Annotated in this window: 24 protein-coding genes; 16 read left to right on the top strand and 8 right to left on the bottom strand. The window is 76.8% G+C overall.

Annotated features, from left to right (window positions below):
• Positions 1-70 precede the first annotated feature (70 nt).
• From AB0O09_RS00620 to AB0O09_RS00610, 3 genes are all read right to left on the bottom strand, one after another.
• Positions 71-2,809, bottom strand: a complete 2,739-nt coding sequence (locus AB0O09_RS00620) for a hypothetical protein (RefSeq protein ID WP_363538740.1) — start codon at positions 2,807-2,809, stop codon at positions 71-73.
• Positions 2,806-3,996, bottom strand: coding sequence for an ATP-binding protein (locus AB0O09_RS00615; RefSeq protein ID WP_363538738.1), 1,191 nt, complete (start codon positions 3,994-3,996; stop codon positions 2,806-2,808). The genes AB0O09_RS00620 and AB0O09_RS00615 overlap by 4 nt, the downstream gene beginning before the upstream one ends.
• Positions 3,997-4,087: 91 nt before the next feature.
• Positions 4,088-4,978, bottom strand: a complete 891-nt coding sequence (locus AB0O09_RS00610) for a hypothetical protein (RefSeq protein ID WP_363538736.1) — start codon at positions 4,976-4,978, stop codon at positions 4,088-4,090.
• A 429-nt stretch (positions 4,979-5,407) separates the two neighbouring features.
• Between AB0O09_RS00610 and AB0O09_RS00605 the strand changes: the two genes are divergently transcribed.
• The 3 genes from AB0O09_RS00605 to AB0O09_RS00595 are packed head-to-tail and all read left to right on the top strand — an operon-like array spanning position 5,408 to position 7,363.
• Positions 5,408-6,022 carry an NUDIX domain-containing protein gene (locus AB0O09_RS00605; protein WP_363538734.1) on the top strand — a complete coding sequence of 205 codons (615 nt, stop codon included), beginning with the start codon at positions 5,408-5,410 and terminating at the stop codon, positions 6,020-6,022.
• Positions 6,023-6,049: 27 nt separating this feature from the next.
• Entirely contained in the window at positions 6,050-6,751 is a 702-nt protein-coding gene (locus AB0O09_RS00600) for an HAD family hydrolase (RefSeq protein WP_363538732.1), read from the top strand.
• 57 nt (positions 6,752-6,808) lie between these two features.
• Complete coding sequence (locus tag AB0O09_RS00595; RefSeq protein WP_363538730.1) at positions 6,809-7,363, top strand: DUF2231 domain-containing protein; 555 nt, start codon at positions 6,809-6,811, stop codon at positions 7,361-7,363.
• On the opposite strand, the gene AB0O09_RS00590 is transcribed toward AB0O09_RS00595, so the two are convergent.
• The gene (locus AB0O09_RS00590) at positions 7,290-7,745 is read right to left on the bottom strand and encodes a ribosomal protein L7/L12 (protein ID WP_363539241.1); all 456 of its coding nucleotides are present in this window, start codon (positions 7,743-7,745) and stop codon (positions 7,290-7,292) included. The genes AB0O09_RS00595 and AB0O09_RS00590 overlap by 74 nt on opposite strands.
• A 198-nt stretch (positions 7,746-7,943) precedes the next feature.
• Here AB0O09_RS00590 and AB0O09_RS00585 point away from each other — a divergent pair, with 198 nt between their 5' ends.
• The 10 genes from AB0O09_RS00585 (at position 7,944) to AB0O09_RS00540 (ending at position 15,805) form a co-directional block, all read left to right on the top strand.
• On the top strand, positions 7,944-8,510 hold the full coding sequence (locus tag AB0O09_RS00585; protein ID WP_363538728.1) for a Uma2 family endonuclease: 567 nt from the start codon (positions 7,944-7,946) through the stop codon (positions 8,508-8,510).
• Positions 8,511-8,599: 89 nt separating this feature from the next.
• Positions 8,600-10,300 carry a response regulator transcription factor gene (locus AB0O09_RS00580; protein WP_363538726.1) on the top strand — a complete coding sequence of 567 codons (1,701 nt, stop codon included), beginning with the start codon at positions 8,600-8,602 and terminating at the stop codon, positions 10,298-10,300.
• 181 nt (positions 10,301-10,481) lie between these two features.
• Entirely contained in the window at positions 10,482-10,811 is a 330-nt protein-coding gene (locus AB0O09_RS00575) for a tetratricopeptide repeat protein (protein WP_363538724.1), read from the top strand.
• Entirely contained in the window at positions 10,808-11,986 is a 1,179-nt protein-coding gene (locus tag AB0O09_RS00570; protein WP_363538722.1) for an NAD(P)-binding domain-containing protein, read from the top strand. The genes AB0O09_RS00575 and AB0O09_RS00570 overlap by 4 nt, the downstream gene beginning before the upstream one ends.
• Before the next feature lie 116 nt (positions 11,987-12,102).
• Positions 12,103-12,543 carry an SRPBCC family protein gene (locus tag AB0O09_RS00565; RefSeq protein WP_363538720.1) on the top strand — a complete coding sequence of 147 codons (441 nt, stop codon included), beginning with the start codon at positions 12,103-12,105 and terminating at the stop codon, positions 12,541-12,543.
• Positions 12,540-12,953: an EVE domain-containing protein gene (locus AB0O09_RS00560; protein WP_363538718.1), complete on the top strand. Its 414-nt coding sequence runs from the start codon at positions 12,540-12,542 to the stop codon at positions 12,951-12,953. Before AB0O09_RS00565 ends, AB0O09_RS00560 begins: the two co-directional genes overlap by 4 nt.
• Entirely contained in the window at positions 12,950-13,429 is a 480-nt protein-coding gene (locus AB0O09_RS00555) for a MarR family transcriptional regulator (RefSeq protein ID WP_359985695.1), read from the top strand. The genes AB0O09_RS00560 and AB0O09_RS00555 overlap by 4 nt, the downstream gene beginning before the upstream one ends.
• A 67-nt stretch (positions 13,430-13,496) precedes the next feature.
• Positions 13,497-14,261: an endonuclease/exonuclease/phosphatase family protein gene (locus AB0O09_RS00550; protein WP_363538716.1), complete on the top strand. Its 765-nt coding sequence runs from the start codon at positions 13,497-13,499 to the stop codon at positions 14,259-14,261.
• An 82-nt stretch (positions 14,262-14,343) separates the two neighbouring features.
• Positions 14,344-15,117, top strand: coding sequence for a class I SAM-dependent methyltransferase (locus AB0O09_RS00545; protein WP_363538714.1), 774 nt, complete (start codon positions 14,344-14,346; stop codon positions 15,115-15,117).
• A gap of 193 nt (positions 15,118-15,310) precedes the next feature.
• Positions 15,311-15,805: a DUF6328 family protein gene (locus AB0O09_RS00540; protein WP_363538712.1), complete on the top strand. Its 495-nt coding sequence runs from the start codon at positions 15,311-15,313 to the stop codon at positions 15,803-15,805.
• 139 nt (positions 15,806-15,944) lie between these two features.
• Here the strand turns inward: AB0O09_RS00540 and AB0O09_RS00535 are convergent, their stop codons facing one another.
• Complete coding sequence (locus AB0O09_RS00535) at positions 15,945-16,175, bottom strand: hypothetical protein (protein WP_363538710.1); 231 nt, start codon at positions 16,173-16,175, stop codon at positions 15,945-15,947.
• A gap of 194 nt (positions 16,176-16,369) precedes the next feature.
• Between AB0O09_RS00535 and AB0O09_RS00530 the strand changes: the two genes are divergently transcribed.
• Together AB0O09_RS00530 and AB0O09_RS00525 are read left to right on the top strand one after the other, a co-directional pair.
• Positions 16,370-16,564: a hypothetical protein gene (locus tag AB0O09_RS00530; protein ID WP_363538708.1), complete on the top strand. Its 195-nt coding sequence runs from the start codon at positions 16,370-16,372 to the stop codon at positions 16,562-16,564.
• A 93-nt stretch (positions 16,565-16,657) separates the two neighbouring features.
• Positions 16,658-17,224 carry a type 1 glutamine amidotransferase domain-containing protein gene (locus tag AB0O09_RS00525; RefSeq protein ID WP_363538706.1) on the top strand — a complete coding sequence of 189 codons (567 nt, stop codon included), beginning with the start codon at positions 16,658-16,660 and terminating at the stop codon, positions 17,222-17,224.
• 61 nt (positions 17,225-17,285) lie between these two features.
• Here the strand turns inward: AB0O09_RS00525 and AB0O09_RS00520 are convergent, their stop codons facing one another.
• On the bottom strand, positions 17,286-17,516 hold the full coding sequence (locus AB0O09_RS00520; protein WP_363538704.1) for a DUF6296 family protein: 231 nt from the start codon (positions 17,514-17,516) through the stop codon (positions 17,286-17,288).
• Between the two features lie 154 nt (positions 17,517-17,670).
• Entirely contained in the window at positions 17,671-17,856 is a 186-nt protein-coding gene (locus tag AB0O09_RS00515; RefSeq protein ID WP_363538702.1) for a hypothetical protein, read from the bottom strand.
• A gap of 631 nt (positions 17,857-18,487) precedes the next feature.
• Between AB0O09_RS00515 and AB0O09_RS00510 the strand changes: the two genes are divergently transcribed.
• Positions 18,488-19,636 carry a glutamate--cysteine ligase gene (locus tag AB0O09_RS00510; protein ID WP_363538701.1) on the top strand — a complete coding sequence of 383 codons (1,149 nt, stop codon included), beginning with the start codon at positions 18,488-18,490 and terminating at the stop codon, positions 19,634-19,636.
• Between the two features lie 37 nt (positions 19,637-19,673).
• On the opposite strand, the gene AB0O09_RS00505 is transcribed toward AB0O09_RS00510, so the two are convergent.
• On the bottom strand, positions 19,674-21,977 hold the full coding sequence (locus AB0O09_RS00505) for a SpoIIE family protein phosphatase (protein ID WP_363538699.1): 2,304 nt from the start codon (positions 21,975-21,977) through the stop codon (positions 19,674-19,676).

Genomic DNA, 21,977 nt, shown 5'->3' with positions numbered 1-21,977 from the left:
GTTCGGCCCCTCGGACTGCGCAGTTCCCCGCGCCCCTGAGGGGTTGCCCCGCGCCCCCGAGTGCTTTCCCCTACTCCGTTGGCGGCCCGTCCCCGGTGAGCCATTGGCGGTAGACGCCGGCGAGGGCGGCGAGGACGGCCGTGCCGCCGGGGAGGGCCGTGGTGAGGGCGATGAGGGCGTTCGCGGCCTGGTCGGGGGGCGCCGTGGCCAGCCAGTTCGGCCAGAAGCCGGCGGAGGGCAGGACGGCCCCGGGTCCGGCCGGGGCGGCCGTCCTGGCGGCTTCGCCGCCGAGCGTGGCGTCCCATTCCCCGAGGACCCGGGCGAATCGGGTCCGCTGCCGGGAGGTGAACCGCCGTAGGCCGATCACCCGCAGGCTCTGCCGGACGAGTTCGGGCCGCTGTTCGCCGACGGCCGCGGTGGCGGCGAGCAGCAGCCGCGGATCCTGGGACAGCAGTCGGACCGTCCGGTCGTCGATCAGCCGGGCGAGCGCAGCGGCTCCGTCCCCGGACCCGTCCCCGGCACAGGGCCGGCGGGCGAGTTCGATCCGGATCAGCATCAGCCGGTCCCCGAGGTCCTCGGCCAGTCGTGCGGCTTCGGCGAGCTGCGGTCCGGCCTCTTCGGCGAATCCCTCGTCGACGGCCCAGCGGGCGTGCGCGTAGTCGGCCTCCGACTGCACTCCCGGGGCCTGCTCCTCGACGGCACGGCTGCGGGCGGCGGAGGCGAGCGCCCGGGCGGAGTCGAGTTCGCCGAGGGCGGCCCGTACCCGGGCTTCGAGCAGCAGCAGCCGTGCGCCGCGTTCGCCGCCGGCGGGCCGGTGGCCGAGGACTTCGGCGGCGCGGTGCGGGTCGTCGAGTTCCAGCAGCCGGGTGATCTGGACCTCGGCGTGCCGTTCCCACTGCTCGGCGGGCACCTCGCGGAGGGTGGCGGGGTGGAGCGTCCGTCCGGAGCGGGAGGCGAGGTAGGCCCGGCTGCCGGGCGGGAGTTCGTCGACGGAGCCGGTGAGCAGGGCTTCGACGCCGGGCTGCCAGCGCCGGTCGAGTTCGGTGGCGGACTCGCCGAGGCCGAGCCGGTGGTAGAGCTCTTCCGCGCGGGCGGTGAGGCCGTCCTCCTGCACGTAGTGCAGCACGGCGGCCTCGTGGATCTCGGCGACCTGTTCGGGCGCCTCGGCCTGCAGCAGCGGCAGGAGTAGGCGGCGGAGGTCGCTGCGGTGTTCGAGGGAGCCGTCGGCGGCGGGGCCGAGCAGGGTGGTCTCGCGGGCGAACAGGTCGAAGAGTTCGCCGGCCCGCAGGTCGTCGGGGACGTGCACGCCTCCGGGGCCGGCCAGGACGTAGCGCAGTACGGCGGGGGTGAGACGGCGGAGCACCAGGGCGGGGCGGGCGAGGCTGCGGACGTCGGGGTCCTCGATGCGGTCGAGGACGTGGCGGTGGAGGTGGTCGTGCAGTTCTCCCCCGGTGGTGTCTCCACGTCCGATGAGGTCGGCGGCGAGGCGCAGGTCGAGCGGGTCGCCGCCGACGGCGTCGACGACGGGGTCGAGGGCGGCCGGGTCGGCGGCGGGGCCGAGCAGCGCGCTCAGGTGGGCGCGGGCGGCGTCGCGGTCGAAGTCGGGCAGTCGGAGTTCGCGGGCGGGCAGTCCGGCGGGGACGCGGCCGGCGAGGACGACCCGCAGGGCCGGGTTGGCGTCGGCGAGCAGGTCGAACATCCGCCGGAGTTCGGCGAGCACCTCGGGGCCCATGTCCTGGGCGGCCTCGAAGGTGTCGATCGCGAGCAGGACGGGGCCGTCGGGCAGTGCGAGGGCGAGCAGCCGGGCGAACTCGCGGTACAGCGGCTCGCGTTCGGCGGGTGCGGTGAGCAGCCGGACGGAGGCGGTGAGGTGGTCGGTGGTGCCGCGGGCGGTGGCCGCGGAGTCGGCGTGGGCGGCGGCGAGGGTGTGCAGGTCGGGGGCGGCGGCGCGGGCGATCCACTTGTCGGTGAAGAACTCGGCGAGGGGCCGCAGTCCGGGGTGCTGGATGCGCAGTTGGCGGACGGCTTCGAGGAGCAGGGTGAGCGGTTCCTGCGGCAGCAGGCCGGGCCGGTCGAGGTCGATGTGGGCGAAGGGCAGCCGGGGGCCGGTGCTGCGGTGTTCGCCGTCGAGGATGAAGCGGGCGAGGACGGTGGACCTGCCGATGCCGCCGGGGCCCCCGATCAGCATCGGCCGGCGGTCGGTGCCGGCGGTGTGCTCGGCGAGTTCGGCGAGGACGTCGGCGCGTCCGGCGACGTGGGTGCCGGCGAGGCGGCGCAGCGGTTCGAGGAGTCGGCGGCGTTCGAGGTGGTCGGTGATCTCGGTGGCGCCGGGCAGGCCGGGGACGAGGCCGTCGAGCCATGCGGTGACCCGGGCGGTGGCGAGGAGCTCGTCGAGGTCCTGTTCGGCGGGGGGCGGGGCGGTGTCGGTGAGGTAGCGGGTGAGGGCGAGTTGGACGGGTCCCTGGGGGCGGTCGGGGTTGGTGTCGAGGGCGCGGCGGTGGGCGTCCGGGCCGGCCATCGCGGCGAGGGTGGTGCGGCGCAGGGCCTCGGGCAGGCGCCATTCGGGGCTGCCGTCGGCGCCGTGGACGGGTTCGCTGACGGCGAGGAGGGCTTGCAGGGCGGCGGCGTCGGGTTCGTGGCCGACCGGGCGGAGGGTGGCGGGGTCGTAGCAGGCGAGGACGGCGGCGGCCTGGCGGTAGGCCTGTTCGGCGGGCGGGGGCGGGCCGGCCGCCGCGGCCGTCCTGCGGGTGAGCCGGTCGAGGCGTTCTTCGACGGTGGCGGCGCCGAGGCGGGTGCGGGCCGTGGTCATCGCAGGACCTGCCGGTCGAAGACGGCGTCGGCGGTGTCGCGGACGGCGTCGGGGAGCCGGCGGATCGCGGCGGCGCGGTCGTCGGGCAGTGCGGCGAGCAGCCGGTCGACGACGGTCTCGACGAGGGGCGGCGCGATCTCGGTGCCGAGGTCGGTGGCGAGCCGGCCGAAGAAGGCGCACAGGTCGCGGCGGTCGACGGTGCCGACGGGCTCGGTGAGGACGCAGTCGAGGGCGTCGAGTGCCGGGCGGTCGTGGCCGAGGAGGAGGACGCGCAGGCCGGGGTGGCGGCCGCGGACGGCGGCGTCGGTGAGGTGGTCGATCAGGGCGGCGGTGTCGGCCTGCAGCGGTACGTGGTCGAGGCTGTCGACGACGAGCAGATGGGTGGTGCGGCCGGACGCGTCGTAGAGCCGGCCGACCAGCCAGTCGCACAGCCGGCGGGCCTGGTCGGCGCCCCGGGCGGGCGGGGCGGGGGTGGGTTCGGGCAGTTCCAGCTGGGCGGCGACGGAGCTCATCAGGTCGTGGGGGGTGCAGAGCCCGTCGGCCCATTCGGCGAGGTCGACGAGGACCGGTCGGAAGGTCCGCAGCTGCTGGGCGACGTGGTTGACGAAGTACCAGGTGTGGGACTTGCCGCAGGAACGGGGGCCGGTGACGAGCAGGACGCGGCTGCGGCTGTCGGAGACGAGGTCCTTGAGGTGGGTGCGGAGCAGGGTGCGACCGAGGAAGAGCCGCCGGCCGAGCAGGTCGGCGGTATACGGGTCCTCGGCTGCGGCGTCGCCCGGTCCGGCGGACGACGCCGGGACGGCGGTGAGCAGCCGTTCGGCGAGGGCGGCCACGGCGGGGAAGCGGCCGTCGCGCAGGGCGCCGAGGAACTCCTCCAGCCGGCCGTCCCGTTCGGCCTCCTCGACGACCCGGTGGACGGTGGTGCGCAGGTCGGTGCCGGTGGTGGCCGGTCCGCGGCCGGTGGGGGACCACGCCCGTTCGAGGTCCTGCGGCGTGCAGTCGTTGACGACGACGTCCACGAGGCGCCGCCGGTCCGCGCCGGAGAGTCTCACCGTCACCGCCGCCGCGGGCGGCCCGGGTGGGTCGTCGGGGGCGCCGTACGCGGGGTCGAGGCCGTGGTGGAGGCCGTGGTGGAGGGCGGGCGGGGCGGCGGGGGCCTCCCGCGTCTGCGTTCCGGGCGTGGTCATCAGGGGTGCCCCCGGTCGGGGTGTGCGGTCCGGGTCCGGTCGGCCGGGCCGCGGGCGGGGTGCGCCGCCGTTCGGGCGGCGGGCCGGACGGTCAGGCGGCGATCCGGGCGCGGACGGGCGCGCGGACGGCCGGGCGGGCGAGGTACTCGGCGGCGCCGTGGTGGTTGGCGCTGTCGTTGACCACCACGACGTCCTCGGTGAGGCTGCCCGGCTCGTACTCCGGGCGGACGGTGCGGCCCAGGGCGACCAGGTCGCGGGGGTCGTAGGCGTTCCGCCAGGCGGCGACGCCGGGCGGCACGGTGAGCGGGGCGGCGAGCCGGTCCCGGATCTCGGGGATGCCGAGCGGCGAGCCGATGGTGATCAGCAACGGCACTTCGCCCGGATGGGTGCGCAGCACCTCGTAGGCGATCACCGAGCCGAGGCCGTGACCGACCACGACGAGCGGCCCGTCGGCCTCCTCCAGGGCGGTCGAGGCGACCTTCTGGATCTGCTCGCGCATCCCGCCGGAGAAGTAGGCGTGGGCGTCCTCGTAGGTGTGCCGGGCGAGGGCCTGGAAGGCCGCGGTGCGGCCGAACCGGGGCAGCGGCAGCGCTTCCGTGCCGGTGGCGGCGCCCGCTCCGGCGGAGAGGGCCTCGGCGGCGTACACCATGGCCCGCAGCCAGGGGTCGAGCGGCCCGGGGGCGGTGCTGCCCGGCACGGGCGTCCCGGTCTCGGCGCGGACGGCGGCGAGGAACTCCTCCGGCGGGTCGGGGGCCGACGGCCGGGCCGTCCCGGGCGCCGAACCCGAGGGCGGCAGTTCGGTGACCCCGTCGTCGGGGACGGGTGCGGGCAGCGGCTCGTGGTGGCGCAGCGGCGCCCAGTACGCCATCCGGGAGAGCCCGCCCATCGGCCGGCCGAAGAGGGCGACGTCCCATTGCTCCTTCAACTGCTGTTCGGGCGGTTTGTTGCCGACCCCGTGCACGTAGACGATCGCTGGGCCCATGGCATGCCTCCGGCCGCTCGCTCTGCCTCCAGTGTCGGCCCCTTCGGCGGGGAGCTCAATCGCCCGCGGACGGCCGTCCGCCGCACGCCGCGCCGTTGGTGACGGTCCGTGGCCGGTCTGAGCGCCCGGACCCGGCCGCCGGGTCCGGGTGACGGCCGGCCGGGGTGACGGCCCGTGGCCGTCCGCCGGGGACCGTCGCAGGCCGCCCGCGGGATCCCGGCTGACGGCGGGTCGGCCGGGGTGCCCCGGCCCGTCCGGAGTCGCCCTCGGTGACGGACGCCTCGGGCGGACCGCACCGGGCGGACGGTCGCGCTCGGTGTACGGCGGGCCCGCGGCGGGGGAAAATCGGTGTGCGGAGCGCCGCGGCCCGGCTAGGTTCGACGGGTGCCGGCCGACCGGTCGCACGCGGCACGGGGACGGAGGCGGGCAATGGCCGGGACGGACATCTCCGGGACGGGGCGCACCGCGCCCGGGGAGCTGCCGACGCTCGCCGGGCTGCTGGCCGGCCACCGCCCGCGCACCGCGCAGGAGGCCGCGGACCTCGCCCGGATCGCGCCGCTGGCGGCCGCCGCCGACCCCTACGACCGCGGACGGCCGCTGCACGTGACCGCCTCCGCGCTGATCGTGCACCCCGCCCGGCGTGAGGTGCTGCTGCGCTGGCACGAGCGCCAGCAGGACTGGCTGCAGGTCGGCGGACACGGCGATCCCGGCGAGGAGTCCCCGGGCGCGGTGGCGCTGCGCGAGGCCGAGGAGGAGACCGGCCTCGCCGACCTGGCGTTCTGGCCCTCGGCGGAGCTGCTGCACGTGGTCGTGCTGCCGGTGCCCGCCTCGGACCGCGAGCCGGCCCACGAACACGCCGACCTCCGCTTCGTGCTCGCCACCGGGACCCCGGGGGCGGCCCGCCCCGAGCGGCCGGGCGCCCGGGTGCGGTGGCTGCCGCTCGCCGAGGCGGCCGGGGCGGCCCGCGGCGAGGCCCTGCGGGAGTCGCTCGCCCGGCTGGGCACCCTGCTGGAGGACGGCTCCCCGGCCGCACCGGCGAACTGACCGACCGTCACGGAACGGATGAGGTGGATGGGATTGCACGCCGACCAGGTGCTCGTCTTCGACGCCGACGACACGCTGTGGGAGAACAACGTGCTCTTCGAGCGCGTCATCGAGGGCTTCCTCGACTGGGTGGCCGGCGATCCCGCCGACCCCGCCGCCCGGCAGGCCGCCCGGGCGGTGCTCGACGCGGTGGAGGCGGCGAACGCGGCCACCCTCGGGTACGGCGCCACCGTGTTCCGGCACAACCTGGCCGAGAGCCTCGGACAGTTGCAGGGCCGTTCCGTCACGGCCGAGGACCGGGACCGGATCGACCACCTGCTGCTGCCGCTGACCAGCCGCACGGTCGAACTGATCCCCGGCGTCGCCGACACCCTCGCGGAGCTGGCCGGGCGGCACCGGCTGCTGATGCTCACCAAGGGCGACGAGGCGGAGCAGCGGCGCAAGGTCGAGGCGTCCGCCGTCGCGCACCACTTCGGCGGGATCCACATCGTGGCCGAGAAGAACGTCGACACCTACCACCGGCTGGTCGCCGACCTCTCGCTCGTCCCCGACCGGACGTGGATGATCGGCAACTCCCCCAAGTCGGACATCGTGCCGGCCCGCCGGGCCGGCCTGAACGCCGTCTTCATCCCGCACGAGCACACCTGGGTGCTGGAGCACGAGGAGTTCGGCGCGCACACCGCCACCCTGGAGCTGGCGGGCTTCACCGAGCTGCTCACCCACTTCTGAACTCCCCGTTCGGCCGGCGCGGGTTTGGCGGGTGTACGAACCGGCAAATCGCCCGATATGGACGTTCACACCTTCTCCGGATCCAGGCGGTCACCGCTCGCCGGATGGCTGGACGCACCGTCCGGCTGGGCCGCCCTCGACCCCGCGTCGGAGCGCCTGCACGGGATGCTCCAGCAGGTCCCGCAGCCCGTGCGGGACGCCCTGCACGGCGTGTGGCTCGGCCATCACCTGCACCCCGCGGTGGTCCAGCTCCCGGTGGGCTGCTGGCTCTCGGCCACCCTCCTGGACGCCGCCTGCACCTCCCCCGACGCGGCCCGCCGGCTCACCGGGATCGGCCTGATCGGCGTGGCCCCCGCCGCCTGGACGGGCTGGGTCGACTGGTCGACGCTGACCGCCGAGCAGCGCCGCACCGGCCTGGTCCACGCCGTCGGCATCGTCGCCGCGGCCGCCCTGCAGGGCGCCTCGCTGGCCGCCCGCTGCCGCGCCGCCCGTACCGGCACGGCCCCCACCTCGGGCCGCCTCCTCGGCCTCGCCGGCCTCACCGTCGCCGCCACGGCCGCCGCCCTCGGCGGCCACCTCGCCCACCACCAGGAGCCCGCCGAGAGCCTCTGACCCCGTCAGAGCGTCCCGCCGGCCCGCGGGCGGGTGAGGCCCGTCGGCCCGTGCTGCGAGCACCAGGCGCAGTCGCAGACCGCCAGGGCGTTGGCCCGGCAGTGCGCCGTGGGCCAGTACACGGACGCGCACGGCCCCGGGTCCACCGGCGCGCCGTCGCGGGCAGCGTGCGCCGACACCAGCCGCACCGAATCTCGGCCCCCGCCCCGGCCGCCCGCAGCCTCGCGGCGGCGGCGACCGCCCGCTCCAGGGCCGCCTCCGCCACCAGGCCCACCGGCGCGCCGTCCACCAGCTGCCTGCTCCGCCACAGGCTCGCCCCGGTCACCGCCCGCACCGCCTTCACCACCTCGATCCCGCGGTCCCCCGCCTCGGTCAGGTGCACCGCGAAATCCGGATCCTCCACCGCAGCCCCTCCACACGCCGTCTGACGGCCCCGAGTACATCCGGACTGCGCCCGACCGTGCCACCCGATTTCGGTCGCCCGAGGGCACGGGGCGTCAGGGAGCCCGTCCGCCGACGGTAGCCTGGCGGATGCGGTGGGTGTCCGCCGCTCCGGCCCCACCGGACAGGAGACCAGCAGGTGAGCACGGCGCACGCGGGCCCCGGCGACTACAGCCGGGTGCCCAATCCGGAGCAGGCCCTGAAGTACGCGATCCGGCACATCGCAGGTGAGCGGGTCGAGATCATCGAGGGAGTCATCACCCCCGTGTCCCCCTCCTGGGCGCACGAGAGCGCCGTCGACCTGATCCGTGAGCAGATCGGCCCCCGGATGCGTGCGCTCGGCCTGCGCGCCGGTTCCGGCAACCTCGACCTGCCCGGCACGGAGAACTTCTACGTCCCCGACCTCGCCGTGGTGCCGGCCGCGTTGGCCAAGACCGAGGGTGCGTTGCTGCCGGACCAGACGGTGCTGGTCGTGGAGGTCACCTCCCCGTCCAACGGGGACACCGACCGGACCGCCAAGCGCCGCCGCTACGCCCAGTACGGTGCGCCGCTCTACCTGCTGGTCGACCGGCAGGAGCGGGTCTGCACGCTGTTCTCGCAGCCCGGGCGGCTCGGCTACACCCTCGTCGAGGGGCCCCGTCCGTTCGGGGTGCCGGTGCGGTTGCCGGCGCCGTTCGGCCTCGACCTCGACACCGCGGAGTTCTGACCGCGGCCGGTCCCGGGCGGCGGCGGCTGACAGTCGGGGCGGGCGGCGGTTGAATGGTGGTCGGGGCCCGGTGGGGGCCGGAGGCAGGCATGGACGCGGCCGCGGTACTGACCGATGCAAGGCGCTCGCACGGCGGGCACGCCTGGCGGGACGCCTGTGAGCTGTACGCCGCCGCGGACGGCGGGGAGCCGGGCGGGCTCGGGGTCGCGGATCTGGAGGACTGGGGCGAGGCGGCGCAGCTGCTCGGCCGGGGCGAGGAGGCGTCGGCCGTCCTGCAGCGGGCGTACCTGGCGCGCGAGGGGGCCGCGGACGTCCGTGGTGCGCTGCGCTGCGCGTTCTGGCTGGCGGAGGTGCTGGCGATGCGCGGTGAGTTCGCGCACGCGGGCGGCTGGCTGGCGCGGGCGGGGCGGTTCGCCGGGTCGGGTCCGCCGTGCGCCGAGCAGGGGTTCCTGCTGGTGCGGGAGGCGGAGCGGCAGCTGCAGGAGGGCGAGCACGAGGCCGCGTTCGGGACGGCGGGGCGTGTCCTGGAGCTGGCGGGGCGGTTCGGGGACCGGGATCTGGCGGTGCTGGCGGCCCAGTACCAGGGCGCTGCGCGGATCGCGCAGGAGCGCGTGGAGGAGGGTCTGGCGCTGCTGGACGAGGCGATGGTGGCGGTGACCGCCGGGGAGACCGGCCCGCGGGTGACCGCCTGGGTGTACTGCCTGGTGATCGCGGTCTGCCAGGACCTGCAGGAGTTGCGTCGGGCCCGCGAGTGGACGCTCGCGCTGGACGCCTGGACGGACGCGCGGCCGCAGTTCGAGGGCGGGTACTCGGGGATCTGCCTGGTGCACCGCTCGGAGCTGCTGCGGCTGGTGGGCGACTGGGCGAACGCGGCCGTGCAGGCGCGGAGCGCCTGCGAGCGGCTGACCCGCGGCTTCGGGGAGTTCCTCGCGGGTGGCGCCTTCTACCAGCTCGGCGAGATCCACCGGCTGCGCGGGGAGTGGGCGCGGGCCGAGGAGGCGTACCGGCAGAGCGGGCGGTACGGCTGCGACGCCCAGCCGGGACTGGCACTGCTGCGGCTGGCCGGGGGCCGGCCGGAGGCGGCGGCGGGCGGTGTGCGGCGTGCCCTCGCGGAGGCGCCGGACCGGTTGGCCCGGGCCCGGCTGCTGCCCGCGCTGGTGGAGGTCGCGCTGGCGGTCGGCGGCACGGCGGAGGCCCGGGCGGCCGCCGAGGAGCTCGCCGCGATCGCGGGGACCTTCCGGCGTCCGGCCCTGGACGCGCAGGCCGCGCAGGCGCAGGCGGCGGTGCTGCTCGCCGGGGCGCCCACGGGGGCCCGGGCGGAGGCGCTGACACAGGCCCGCCGGGCCTGGCGGCTGTGGCGGGACCTGGACGTGCCGTACGAGACGGCCCGGGCCCGGGTGCTGGTGGCACGGGCCTGCCGGGCACTCGGCGACGAGGACACCGCGGCGGTGGAACTGGACGCGGCGGCGGCCGAGTTCGCCCGGCTGGGCGCCGGGCCGGACCTGGCGCTGGCCCGGGCGGCGGCCGGCGGGGCGGGAGACGGGCCCCCTGGCGGTACGGGTCCGGCGCAGGCGCCCGCGGGGCTGACCCCGCGCGAGGTGGAGGTGCTGCGGCTGGTCGCCGGGGGCGGCAGCAACCACGCGATCGCCCGGGAGCTCCACCTCAGCGAGCGCACGGTGGCCCGCCACATCAGCAACATCCTCGGCAAGCTGGACGCCGGCTCCCGGACGGCCGCCGCCGCGTACGCCTTCGAACACGGCCTCGCCGGAGCCCGCACCCCGGGCCACTGAGGTCCCCGGGGCCGCGGAGATCCCCGGCTCGCCGGAGCCCACGGGCCGGTGCGGCCCTCGGCCGTCTGCGCACATCTGCCCATCCGCGCCTGCCCGGAACACATGGTTCTGCCGATGTGCCGCCCCGGCCCCGCGGCCTAGCGTCGGAGTACGGCGAAGGCCCCGGAAGGCGGCGACGACCGTGGCACTCCACGCACAGACACCTGCCGACGCACCGGCCCGGACGGGCGTCCCCGCCCCCGCCCCCGCGCAGGCGGGCCGGGCGGCGACGGCCCTCGGGGCGGCGCTGGCGGAACGCGGCGAGCACGCCGCCGCCGAACGTGCGCTGCGCCGCGCGGTCCGCTGCTGCAGGGCGGCGTACGGCCCGGACGACCCGCGGCTGGCGGTGCCGTTGCGGGCGCTCGGCGCGGTCTGCGTCGCCCGCGGCCGGCTGGCCGAGGCCGAGGCCCTGCTGAACCGGGTGCTGGTGCTGCTCGCGGGGCCGGGGGACGGAACGGAGGAAGAGTCATGAACGGGGAACGGCACGAGACCGTGGTCATCGGTGCGGGGCAGGCGGGGCTCGCCGTCGGTCAGCAGCTAGCCCGGCGCGGTCGGGAGTGCGTGATCCTGGACGGCAGCGTTCGGATCGGCGACAACTGGCGCTCGCACTGGGACTCGCTGCGGCTGTACAGCCCGGCCCGCTACGACGGGCTGCCCGGGATGCGCTTCCCCGCACCCGGCTGGTCCTTCCCCGGCAAGGACCAGGTGGCGGACTACCTGGAGGCGTACGCGGAGCGGTTCGATCTGCCGGTGCGCACCGGAGTCCGGGTCACCCGGCTCTCCCCCGCGGACACCGGAGACACCACCGGTGCCGGGAGCACCGGAAACACCGACGGCCTCGACGGGGCCGGCGGGTGGGTGGTGGAGACCGACCGGGGCCGGCTGCTCGCCGAGAACGCCGTGGTCGCCACCGGCACCTTCGGCCGCGGCCCGTACGTCCCGCCCTTCGCACCGGAGCTCGATCCGCGGATCCTGCAGCTGCACTCCTGCGAGTACCGCAACGAAGGCCGGCTGCGCGACGGGCCGGTGCTGGTGGTCGGCGCCTCGCACTCGGGTGCGGACGTGGCGTACGAGGTGGCCGGGCGGCACCGGACGGTGCTGTGCGGACGGGAGACCGGGCAGATCCCGCTCACCCTGGAGGCGCGGTCGACCCGGCTGGCGTTCCCGGTGCTGTGGCGGATCGCCGACCGGGTGCTCACCACGGGCACGCCGTTCGGACGGCGGATGCGCGACGAGGTCCGCACGCACGGCGGGCCGCTGCTGCGGGTGAAGGCCGCCGACCTGGCGCGGGCCGGGGTGGAGCGGGTGCCGGAGCGGATGACCGGGGTGCGGGACGGCATGCCGCTGCTCGACGGCGGACGGGTGGTCGAGGTGGCCAACGTCGTCTGGTGCACCGGCTTCCGGCAGGACTTCGGCTGGATCGACGCGCCGGTGACCGGCCCGGACGGCTGGCCGCGGGAGCACCGCGGCGTGGTCGGGGACGCGCCCGGTCTGTACTTCTGCGGCCTCGCCTTCCAGCGGGCGTTCAGTTCGATGCTGATCGGCGGCGCCGGCAAGGACGCCGCGGTGGTGGCGAAGCACATCGCCGCCCGCGAACGCCGCCTGCACCGGGCCGACCGCCGGGAGCACGTCCTGACCGCCGCCTGAGGGCCGCACCGGACAGGCGGGCGGGCCGGACAGGCCGAGCGGGCCGGGCGACCCGGACGCGGGCAACGGGCGGACGGGCTTGACGCGGAAGATACTAAGCGCGCATAGTATTCCTCATGAGGAAGCTCGCCACGGCACAGACCGTCTCCACCGCCCACCCGTCCGCCTTCTTCGCCCGCTGGGCCGACATGGCCACCTGGCCCGAGTGGAACACCGACACCGCCTGGGTCCGCCTGGACGGCCCGTTCGTCGAGGGCGCCACCGGCGTGCTCAAGCCCAGGGGCGGCCCCAAGGTGCCGTTCACCGTCGCGAAGCTCGTCCCCGGCCGGGAGTTCACCGACGTCTCCCGACTGCTGGGAGCCCGGCTGACCTTCCGTCACCTGGTCGAGCGCACCGAGCAGGGCGGCACCCTGGTCAACGTCGAGGTCACCCTCGACGGCCCGCTCGCCGCCCTGTGGAACGCGATCCTCGGGAAGGACATCCGGGCCGGCCTCCAGCAGGACCTCGACCGGCTCGCCGCCACCGCCGAGGCCGACGGCGCGGTGGCCGCCGCATGAGGGCCTGGCTCGGCGTCGTCTGCCGCGACCACGTCCTGCGCGGCACCGGGCTGGGCATCGCCCAGCTCAACCACGGCCGCCGGGACGCGGTCGCCCGTCTGGCGGCCGGCGACTGGCTGGTCTACTACTCGCCCCGGACGAGCCTCGCCGGCGGCCGCCCGCTGCGCGCCTTCACCGCCATCGGCACGGTCGCCGACGAGGAGGTGTGGCAGGCCGACGAGGGCGACTTCAAGCCCTGGCGGCGGCGGGTCGACTACCTGCCCGGCGCCGCCGAGGCACCGCTCGCCCGGTTCGACGGCACGCTCGACCTGACCTCCGGCCCCGACTGGGGGTACCGGCTGCGCCGCGGCCTGGTCGAGCTGACCGCCCACGACCTGGCCCTCGTCCGGGCCGCTATGGTCACCGCATGACCGACCACCCGCCGCGCCTGGCCAGCGGCTTCACCGAGCCCGACGAGAGCCCCGGCCTGCTGCTCTGGCAGGTCACCAACCGCTGGCAGGCCGCCCAGCGTGCCGCCCTCAAGCCGTACGGGCTGACCCACGTCCAGTTCGTCCTGCTCGCCTCGCTGAGCTGGCTGCAGGCGGACGGACCGGTCACCCAGAAGCACCTCGCCGACCACGCCGCCACCGATCCGATGATGACCTCCCAGGTCCTGCGCGCCCTGGAGTCCCGCGGCCTGGTCCACCGGCTGCCGCACCCGCACGACCGCCGCGCCCGCGCCCTCGCCCCCACCGACGAGGGCCGCGCCCTCGCCGACCGAGCCGTCGCGGCCGTCGAGGCCTGCGACCGCGCCTTCTTCGAACCGCTCGGCGCCGACGCCGCCGCCTTCAGCGCCGCCCTGCGCACCCTCCGCAGCGCGAAGGGGCAGCCGGGCGAAGCGGGCTGAGGGGCAGCCACCCGCGGGGCTGCGCCCGCGACGCGGGGTGTCGCCGGCGGCCCGTACCATCGGGGGCATGCTCACCGTTGCCACCTGGAACGTCCTGCACCGCGTCCACGCGGAGAACTGGAGCAGTGACGTCCTCGACCGGTGGCCCGAGGAGGCACCGCGGATCGCCGCCGTCACCGCCCGGGTCACCGCGCTGACCGAACGGGTGGTGGCGCTGCAGGAGGTGAGCGGCGACCAACTCGCCTCGCTCCGGGCCGCGTTGCCCACCGGCCGGAGCATCCACACGCTCGACTACCCGCGGATCCCGACACCGCGCCGCGTCCCCACCCTGCTGGCCGACCGCAGCGAGCACCTGGTGCTGCTGGTCGACGGGCCGGGCGAGGTGGTGGCCGCCGAGGCCTTCGCGGAGGACCGCGGCAAGGGGCTGCTCGCCGTCCGCACGGCGGGCCTGCTCGTCGTCGCGACCCATGTGAGCACCGGCCCCCGCCGGCCCGGCCAACTCGCCCGGCTGGCGGAGGTGGTGGCCGCCACCGCGGACGGCCCGGCCGTCCTGTTGGGCGACTTCAACGCGGACCGGACGACTGTGGCCGCCGAACTCGGCCCCGGCTTCGCCGTCGCCGAACTCCCGCCCGGCGCAGCGCCGACCAGACCGCGCGAGACCGGCGCGGAGAAGTCCCAGTGGATCGACCACGTGGTGGTGCACGGCCTCGACAGCCGCGGCGCCGTGGTCGAGGACGTCGACGGCCTCTCCGACCACAACCCCGTCCGCGCCGAGGTCGCCCCCGGAGCCGACCCCGGACCTGCCGACCGGAACGACACGCCGTCGCTGTGAGGCCGGTGAGAGGCCGACGTGAGGCCGCCGCGACACCGACGGGGCGTCAGATCCGGCTCCGCTGACGGTGACAGGAGGACGCATGGCACCGCGGGACCCGGTGGCGGGCTTCTACGACGGCCTCGCCGCCGACTACCACCTGATCTACGCCGACTGGGAGGCGGGCATCCGGCGGCAGGGCGCCGCCCTGGACGCGCTGCTCACCGACCGCCTCGGGTCCGGCCCGGCGGAGGTGCTCGACTGCGCCTGCGGCATCGGCACCCAGGCGATCGGGCTGGCCCTGCGCGGCCACCGGGTGGTCGGCTCCGACCTCAGCGCGGTGGCGGCGGCCCGGGCGGCGCGCGAGGCGACGGTCCGCGGCGCGGAGCTGCCCACCGTCGCCGCCGACATGCGCCGGCTGCCGTTCGTCCCGGGCCGGTTCGACGCGGTCGTGTGCGCGGACAACTCGCTCCCCCACCTGCTGACCGCCGGGGACGTCGGCGCCGCGCTGGACGCGATGCGGCGGGTGCTCCGCCCGGGCGGCCTGCTGCTCATCAGCACCCGTCCGTACGACGAACTGCGCCGCACCCGGCCCACCGGGACGCCGCCGCAGGTGGTCGAGGCCGACGGGATCAGGACGACCACCTTCCAGCGGTGGCACTGGCACGAGGACGGCGAGCACTACGACCTCGACATGGTGCAGGAGCGCAGCGGCCCGGACGGGGTGCGCACCGAGGTCCGGCGCGCCGCGTACTGGGCGCTCACCCGGGAGCGGCTGACCGGGCTGGTGCTCGACGCGGGCTTCGTCCGGCCGGCCTGGGCGGAGCCGGCGGCGAGCGGGTTCTTCCAGCCGGTGCTGACCGCGGTGGCCCCGTGAGCGGGTCCGTCCGGCCCGCGGGGTTTGCCGGCCGCGGATCGGGCCAGACGCCCGAGAGGGTGGGCCCGCGCTCCTGACCCGCGGGCCGCCCGTCTGCGTCCGGACCCTGCCCGGGGCGTTCCCCGGCGGGCCTTCCCGAGCGGGCGGCCGGGTCCGGCGGCGCCCCCCGGCCGCCGCACCGAGGATGGGGAGCATGGCAGAGCAGCAGCCACCCGCGGACGGCCGCGACGAGACCCCGGAGGAGCGGGCCGACCGGCTCTGGACGGACCTGCTCCAGGAGGTGCGGGTCGCGCAGACCGGCGCGCAGATCATGTTCGGATTCCTGCTGACGGTGGTGTTCACCGAGCGGTTCACCACGCTGCACGGCTTCGACCGGGCCCTCTACGTCGGGGTGGTGACCCTCGGTGCCATCGCCACCGGCACTCTGATGGCACCGGTCTCCTACCACCGGCTGCTGGCCGGGCGGCACATCAAGCCGCGCATGGTCGCGGCCGCCGCTCGGATGGTCTCGCTCGGGGTGGTCCTGCTCGGCCTGAACGTCGGCGCGGCTCTGTTGCTATTGCTCAAGGTCGCCGGCCTCACCTGGGGCGCCTGGGTGATCGCGGGCGCCGTGCTGGTGTGGTTCGCGGTGTGCTGGGTGCTCGTCCCGGTCGTGCTGCTGCGCCGCTCCGGTCCCCGGCGGCGCTGAGCGCCAGGGCACGGCTGAACTCGGGACGGCCCGTCACATCAGTGACACTGTGTCGCAATAGCGATATCATGTCGCAGTGACAATACACTGTCGCAACAGTGACACAGCGTCACCGCGACGGAACGGGTGAGCGGTCGGCTCAGGTGTCCCGCTCCGGCGGCTGCGCGGTGTCGCGGCCGTCCTGGTGGTGGCGGTCGAACCGGTCGTGGCGGTGCGGCCAGTGCCGGTGGCGCCGCGGACGGCTTTCGTGCCGCTCGTGCGGCCTGCGCAGGGTCTCGGGCGGCGGCCCGGGGTTCACCGGGACGGTGCGTGCGGCACCGGCGGCGGGATCGTGCGGACGCAGTTCGGGCGGGCCGGGATTGACGGGCATGGCAGCCTCCTTCACCCCCTCCACTGTGCGCCTGCCCGGGCCGCCCTGCCACAAACGGGCGCCCGGCGCTCCCGGGGTGTGGCGCGGACACCCGGGACAGCGCCTGCCGGGGCCCACCGGTCGTGGACGGCACGGCCGCTCACCTCCACCGGGACCCGGCCGCGGCCGGCCGGCCCCGGCAGGCGCTGTCCCGGGTGTCCGCGCCACTGCTGGCGTTCCTGACCGCCCTGTTCGCGTTCTGGGCGGTGGACGCCGGGGACGACGACCCGGCCGCCCGCGCCGTCCCGGCCGCCCTCGCGCTGGCCTTCGGGGTGCTCGCCGTACTGGCCGCGGCCCATCCGCTGGTGTTCGTCCGCTGCCGTCGGCGCAGGCCCGGGGGCCGTGGCTGAGCATGCGCACCGGCGCCGCGGTTTCGTGCCGGGCAACCCGGTGAGACGTTCGGGGGAACGGCCCGGACCCGAGTACGGAGGAAGGTGGCCGACATGACCGGTCTGCAGGGCAGGACGGTGGCATTCCTGGTGGCGCCGAAGGGCGCGGAGCAGGTCGAGCTGACCTCGCCGTGGGAGGCGGTGGAGCGGGCCGGCGGCACACCCCGGCTGGTGTCCACCAAGAGCGGGACGGTCCAGGCGTTCGAGCACCTGGACCCGGGCGACACCTTCCGGGTGGACGCGGTGGTCGCGGACGTCTCCGCGGCGGACTTCGACGCCCTGGTGCTGCCCGGCGGCGTCGCCAACCCGGACTTCCTGCGGATGGACCCGCGGGCGGTGGGCTTCGTCCGCGGCTTCTTCGACCTGCGCAAGCCGGTCGCGGTGATCTGCCACGGCCCGTGGACGCTGATCGAGGCGGACTCCGTCCGCGGCCGCACCCTGACCTCCTGGCCGAGCCTGCGCACCGACCTGCGGAACGCGGGCGCCCACTGGGTCGACCGCGAGGTCTCCGTCTGCCACGACGGCCCCAACACCCTGGTCTCCAGCCGCAAGCCCGCCGACCTGCCGGCCTTCGAACGCACGCTGGTCGAGGAGTTCGCCCGCACCCCGGCACACGCCTGAGGCCCGGCGTTTCGCCCGACCCCTCGCACCGACGGGTCGGGCGAACGCCTGGCCGGTCAAGTCAGGGCATCGGGACGGCGTGCAGGCAGACGTGGGCGCCGGGGCAGCCCGCCAGGGGCTCGGCGACGCCCGCGGCCGTCACCTGGACGAGCAGGGTTCCGGACTCGTCGGCGTACACCGGGCGCCCGTCGGGGCCGAACGTCCCGGTCGGGGTGACGATCACGACCTGGGGCGGGGCGTGGGTGCCGGGGGCGGTGGGCAGGGTCACGGCGTAGCGCTCGGCGGGGGTCATGGCGCACCTCCTGGGGGGTGTCCCTGCGTCTGGACGGCCGGGCCGCCCGCGAAACCCGTCCCACCGGCCCCGTCCCACCGGCCCACCGGCCCCGCCCGCCGTCCCACCGGCCCCGCGGCCCGGCGGGCGGCGCCCGTCCCGGGTTCGGTGCTCTTCAGTCCTCGTCGGCGGCGGGGTCGGCCGCCGTATCGGCCTCCTCGCCCGGTTCCTGGTCGTCGGGCGGGGGCGGGCCGCCCTCCCCGGTCATCCGGGAGTCGGGGGTGTCGGTGGGCGGCCAGGCGTCGTCGGGGTGCTCGCGCCCGGTGCCCGACGACTGGCTGCGGGAAGGCTGGGTGGTCATGGCCGGTCCTCCTCGGTGCTGTTCCTCCACTGGTCGTCGGCGGCGCCCGCAGGGTGTCCGGCGGTGCCGCCCGTCACCGCGCGCCTGCCCGCCCGGGGCCCGTCCAATCGCGGCCGGGCGCAGCGCGGCGGCGGCAGGATTGGCCCCGACGGCAGGGGGTAACCGCCGGGGCGGGGGGAGACCCGCGAGCCCGGCTCGTGCAGCCCGGTCGGCTGCGCATCGGCGCGGACCGTCGGACCATGGACGGGGCGCCCGGCCCGGAGGCCGGTGTTCCGCCCGCGTGACGGCCGGTGCGTGACGACCGGCCTCCCGCCCCCCGTGACAAGGAGGACGCCATGACCGTCCCCGTTCCTCCGGGACCGGACGTCGGACCGGTGCCCGACCCGGCACCCGTCCCTCCCCCGCCCGTCCCCGTTCCTCCGGTACCGCCGGGGCCCGAGCCGGTGCCCCCGGGACCGGCTCCGGTACCACCCTCCCCGCCCGGTCCCGGGCCCGACCCGGTGCCGCCGGATCCGGCTCCGCCGGTGCCCGGCCCCGACCCGGTGCCGCCGGACCCGCAGCCCGCCCCGGCCGGCGGTCCGGCAGGTGGCTTGGCCGGCGGCTCTGCCGCCCCGGCGAGAGGTCCGGTCCGGTGACGGCCGGGGCCCGCCTTCGCCGGGCGCTGGAGGTGCCGACGGTGGGCGTCGAGGAGGAGTTCCTGCTCGTCGACCGGCACTCGCGGCTGCCCGTCGGCCGCGCGCCCGGTGTCGTCAAGGAGGCTTCGGACGTGCTCGGCGAGCGGGTTCAGACCGAGTTCTTCACCTCGCAGGCCGAGGTGTGCACCCGCCCCGCCCGGAGCCTGCCGGAGTTGCGCGCCGACCTGGTGCACCTGCGGGCGGTGCTGCGGGAGGCGGCCGCGGGCGCGGACTGCCGTCCGGTCGGCACCGCGATGCCGGTGATCGCGGACGGGCATCCGCCGACGATCACCGATTCGGCGCGGTACCGGCGGATCAGCGAGCACGTCGGCGCGGTGGCGACCAGTCCGGAGGGCCTGGTCTGCGGCTGCCACGTGCACGTCGGCGTGCCGTGCCGGGCGCGGGCGCTGGCGCTGAACAACCGGATGCGGCCGTGGCTGCCGATCGTCCAGGCGCTGGCGGTGAACTCGCCGTTCAGTGCGGGCCGGGACACCGGCTACGCGAGCTGGCGGCACGCCTTCTACCGGCGCTGGCCGACGGTCGGCCCGGCGCCGCGGCTGGACGAGCCCGGCTACCGGGCGACGGTCGGCGGTCTGCTGGACGCCGGGGTGATCCTCGACACCGCGATGATCTACTGGTACTCGCGGCCGTCCGAGCACGTCCCGACGCTGGAGGTCAGGGTCGCCGACACCAGTGCGGACGTGGACACCACGCTGCTGGTGGCGGCGCTGGTGCGCGGACTCGCCACCACGATGCTGGCCGAGCTCCCGGAGGACCCGGTGGCGGCCGGTCCGGACGTACCGGGGGCCGACACCACGGCGATGATCGACGCCGCGCACTGGTCGGCCGCGCTCTGTGGCATCAACGGCAACGGGGCGGACCCGGTGACCGGCCGCGTCGCACCGATGCGGCACCTGGTGGACCTGCTCGTGGAACGCGCCCGGCCGGGCCTGGAGGCCGCCGGGGACGTCGGCACCGTCCGCCAGCTGCTGGCCGGCCTGTGCACGGCCGGCACCGGCGCCGACCGGCAGCGTGCCGCCTTCGCCCGGCGCGGCCGGTACGGCGACGTGGTGGACGAACTCGCCGCGCTGACCGCCGGGGCCTGAGGACCCGGGACCCGTAGGACCCGCCGGGCGGCGGGTCCTACGGGTCCTGCGGGTCGGTGCGGACGGCGATCAGGCAGGTGTCGTCGTCGGTGTCCGAGCGGCTGTGCTCCAGCAGGGTGTCGAGCCAGCCTCCGAGGTCGGGTCCGGGCGCGCCGGCCGCCGCCAGCAGCTGGCGCAGCGACTCCTCGTCGGCGGTGCCGCGCCGCTCGACCAGGCCGTCGGTGTAGAGCAGCAGCACGTCCCCGGGGTCCATGGGCAGGACCTGTTCCTCGTACCGGGCGTCGGGGGTGGCACCGAGCAGCAGGCCGCGGGGCAGCGGCAGCACCCGGGGCCGGCCGGCCTGCAGCAGGACGGGCGGCGGGTGCCCGGCGCGGGCCCAGTGCAGGGTGCGGGTGTGCGGGTCGTAGCGGGCGCAGACCGCGGTGGCGGTGGCCGGATCGGGCAGCGCCAGGGCGGTGAGGTTGAGCCAGTGCAGCAGCCGGGCGGGGCCGGCACCGGTGACGGCGAGCCCGCGCAGCGCGTTGCGCAGTGCGACCATTCCGGTGGCCGCCCCCACGCCGTGCCCGGCGAGGTCGCCGACGGAGAGCAGGGCGCCGCCGTCGGGCAGCGGCAGGATGTCGTACCAGTCTCCGCCGACCCGTTCGCGTTCGACGGCGGGCCGGTAGCGGACGGCGGCCTGCAGCCCGGCGCTGTCCAGCGGCGGCGGTTCGGGCGGCAGGATCGCCTCCTGGAGGCGCAGGGCGAGCCGGTGCCGCTGGGCGGCCTCCAGCTCGCTGTCGGCGAGGCGTTCGCGGGTGGCGGCGAGGGCGACCTCGGTGCGGTGCTGGTCGGAGACGTCCTGGCCGGCGCCGCGGACGAGCACCACCCGGCCCGCGGGATCGGTGACGGGTTCGGCGACGATCCGGGCGTAGCGGGCGGGCCTGCCGGGCGGCAGCAGCCGGAAGACGGCGGAGGCGGCCCGGCCCTCCTCCAGGACGGTGCGGGTGAGCCGCTGGACGGCCCGGCGGTCGTCGGGGTGGACGTGGGCCGGGAGGGCGGCGAGCGGCACGGGGATGGCGTCGGGCGGCAGGCCGTGCAGGGCGAACATCCGCTCGTTCCACAGGACGTCGCCGCTGACGAGGTCCTCCTCGAAGCCGCCGACCCGGGCCAGCCGCTGGGCGGAGTGGACGAGGCCGACGAGCCGGGCGTCGGCGTCCTCGATCTGCCAGCTGACCAGGAGGTGGCCGTCGGTGCGGGCGGCGCCGATCCGCGCGACGACCGGCAGCCGGGACAGGTCGTCGGTGAGGAAGGTGAGCACGAACCGTTCGCGGACGGGTTCGCCGGTGGCGAGCACGGCGAGCAGGCGGTCGAGCATGCCGCGGGTGCTGGCGAGCGGGTAGGACTCCAGCAGGGTGCTGCCCTCGATGAGGTGCCGGGGGCGGCCGGCCGGGTCGCGGAAGCGGTGGTTGGTGCGCAGGATACGGAAGTCGGCGACCTCGCCGTCGCGGCCCTCCAGCGGGGCGAGCAGCAGCGCCGGGTCGAGGACGGCCTCCAGGGCGGCGGTGTCCGGGCCCGGCGGTTCGGGCCGCACCGCGGGGGGCGCGGTGTCGACGGTGACGGCGAAGACCTCGGCGAGGGCCCGCAGCCGGGCGGGCGCGGCGGTCGGCAGCGGGGGCGGCGCTTCGGCCCAGCCGAGTTCGAGGACCCCCAGCAACCGGCCGCGGCGGCGCATGGGTATCGCGAGCCGGTGCGGCGCGGTGTCCCGGCCGGCGGTGGGCAGGCCGGTGGCGGCGGGCCCGTCCTCGGGCCAGAGTCCGCTGCCGCTGCGGGCGGCGTACCGGGCCGGGGTGTCGACGTCCGGCGGGACGTGGCGCCAGGCACGGGCCTCCTCGGGGGCGAGGCCGGCGTGGCCGAGCAGGGTGAGGCCGCCGCCCGGTTCGGCCCCCCAGATCACGGCGAGGTCGGCGGCGGGCAGGTCGGCGGTGCGGTCGAGCAGGGCGCGGGCCGCGGTGTCCGCCTCGGTGGGCGGTGCGGGCGGCGGCCGGACGCCGGCGGCGGGGCTCTCGCCGAGGTCGGGGCCGGGGACGGCGGTCGCGCCGATGATCTCGGCGGCGAGCCGGTCGGCGGGGACGCCGGCCTCGGCGGCGAGGGCGTCGAGCTGGGCGGCGGCGTCGGCGGGCGGGCAGCGCAGCCGTTCGGCGAGCATGCCGGTGGCGATGTCGACGAGCGGGCGGGTGGCGAGCCGGTCGCGGAGCACGTCGCGTTCGGCCTCCAGCCGCCGCAGGGCGAGGGCGAGCCGGTCGGCCACGGGCTCGGCGCGGTCGCGGGGCGCCCCGGTGTCGGCGGGGCCGGTCCGGTCCAC

It is taken from the genome of Kitasatospora sp. NPDC093679 (assembly GCF_040683455.1).
GTDB classification, from domain to species: domain Bacteria; phylum Actinomycetota; class Actinomycetes; order Streptomycetales; family Streptomycetaceae; genus Kitasatospora; species Kitasatospora arboriphila.
Note: the sequence above shows the minus strand (reverse complement) of the source record. Positions and strands in the feature narration are given on the sequence as shown.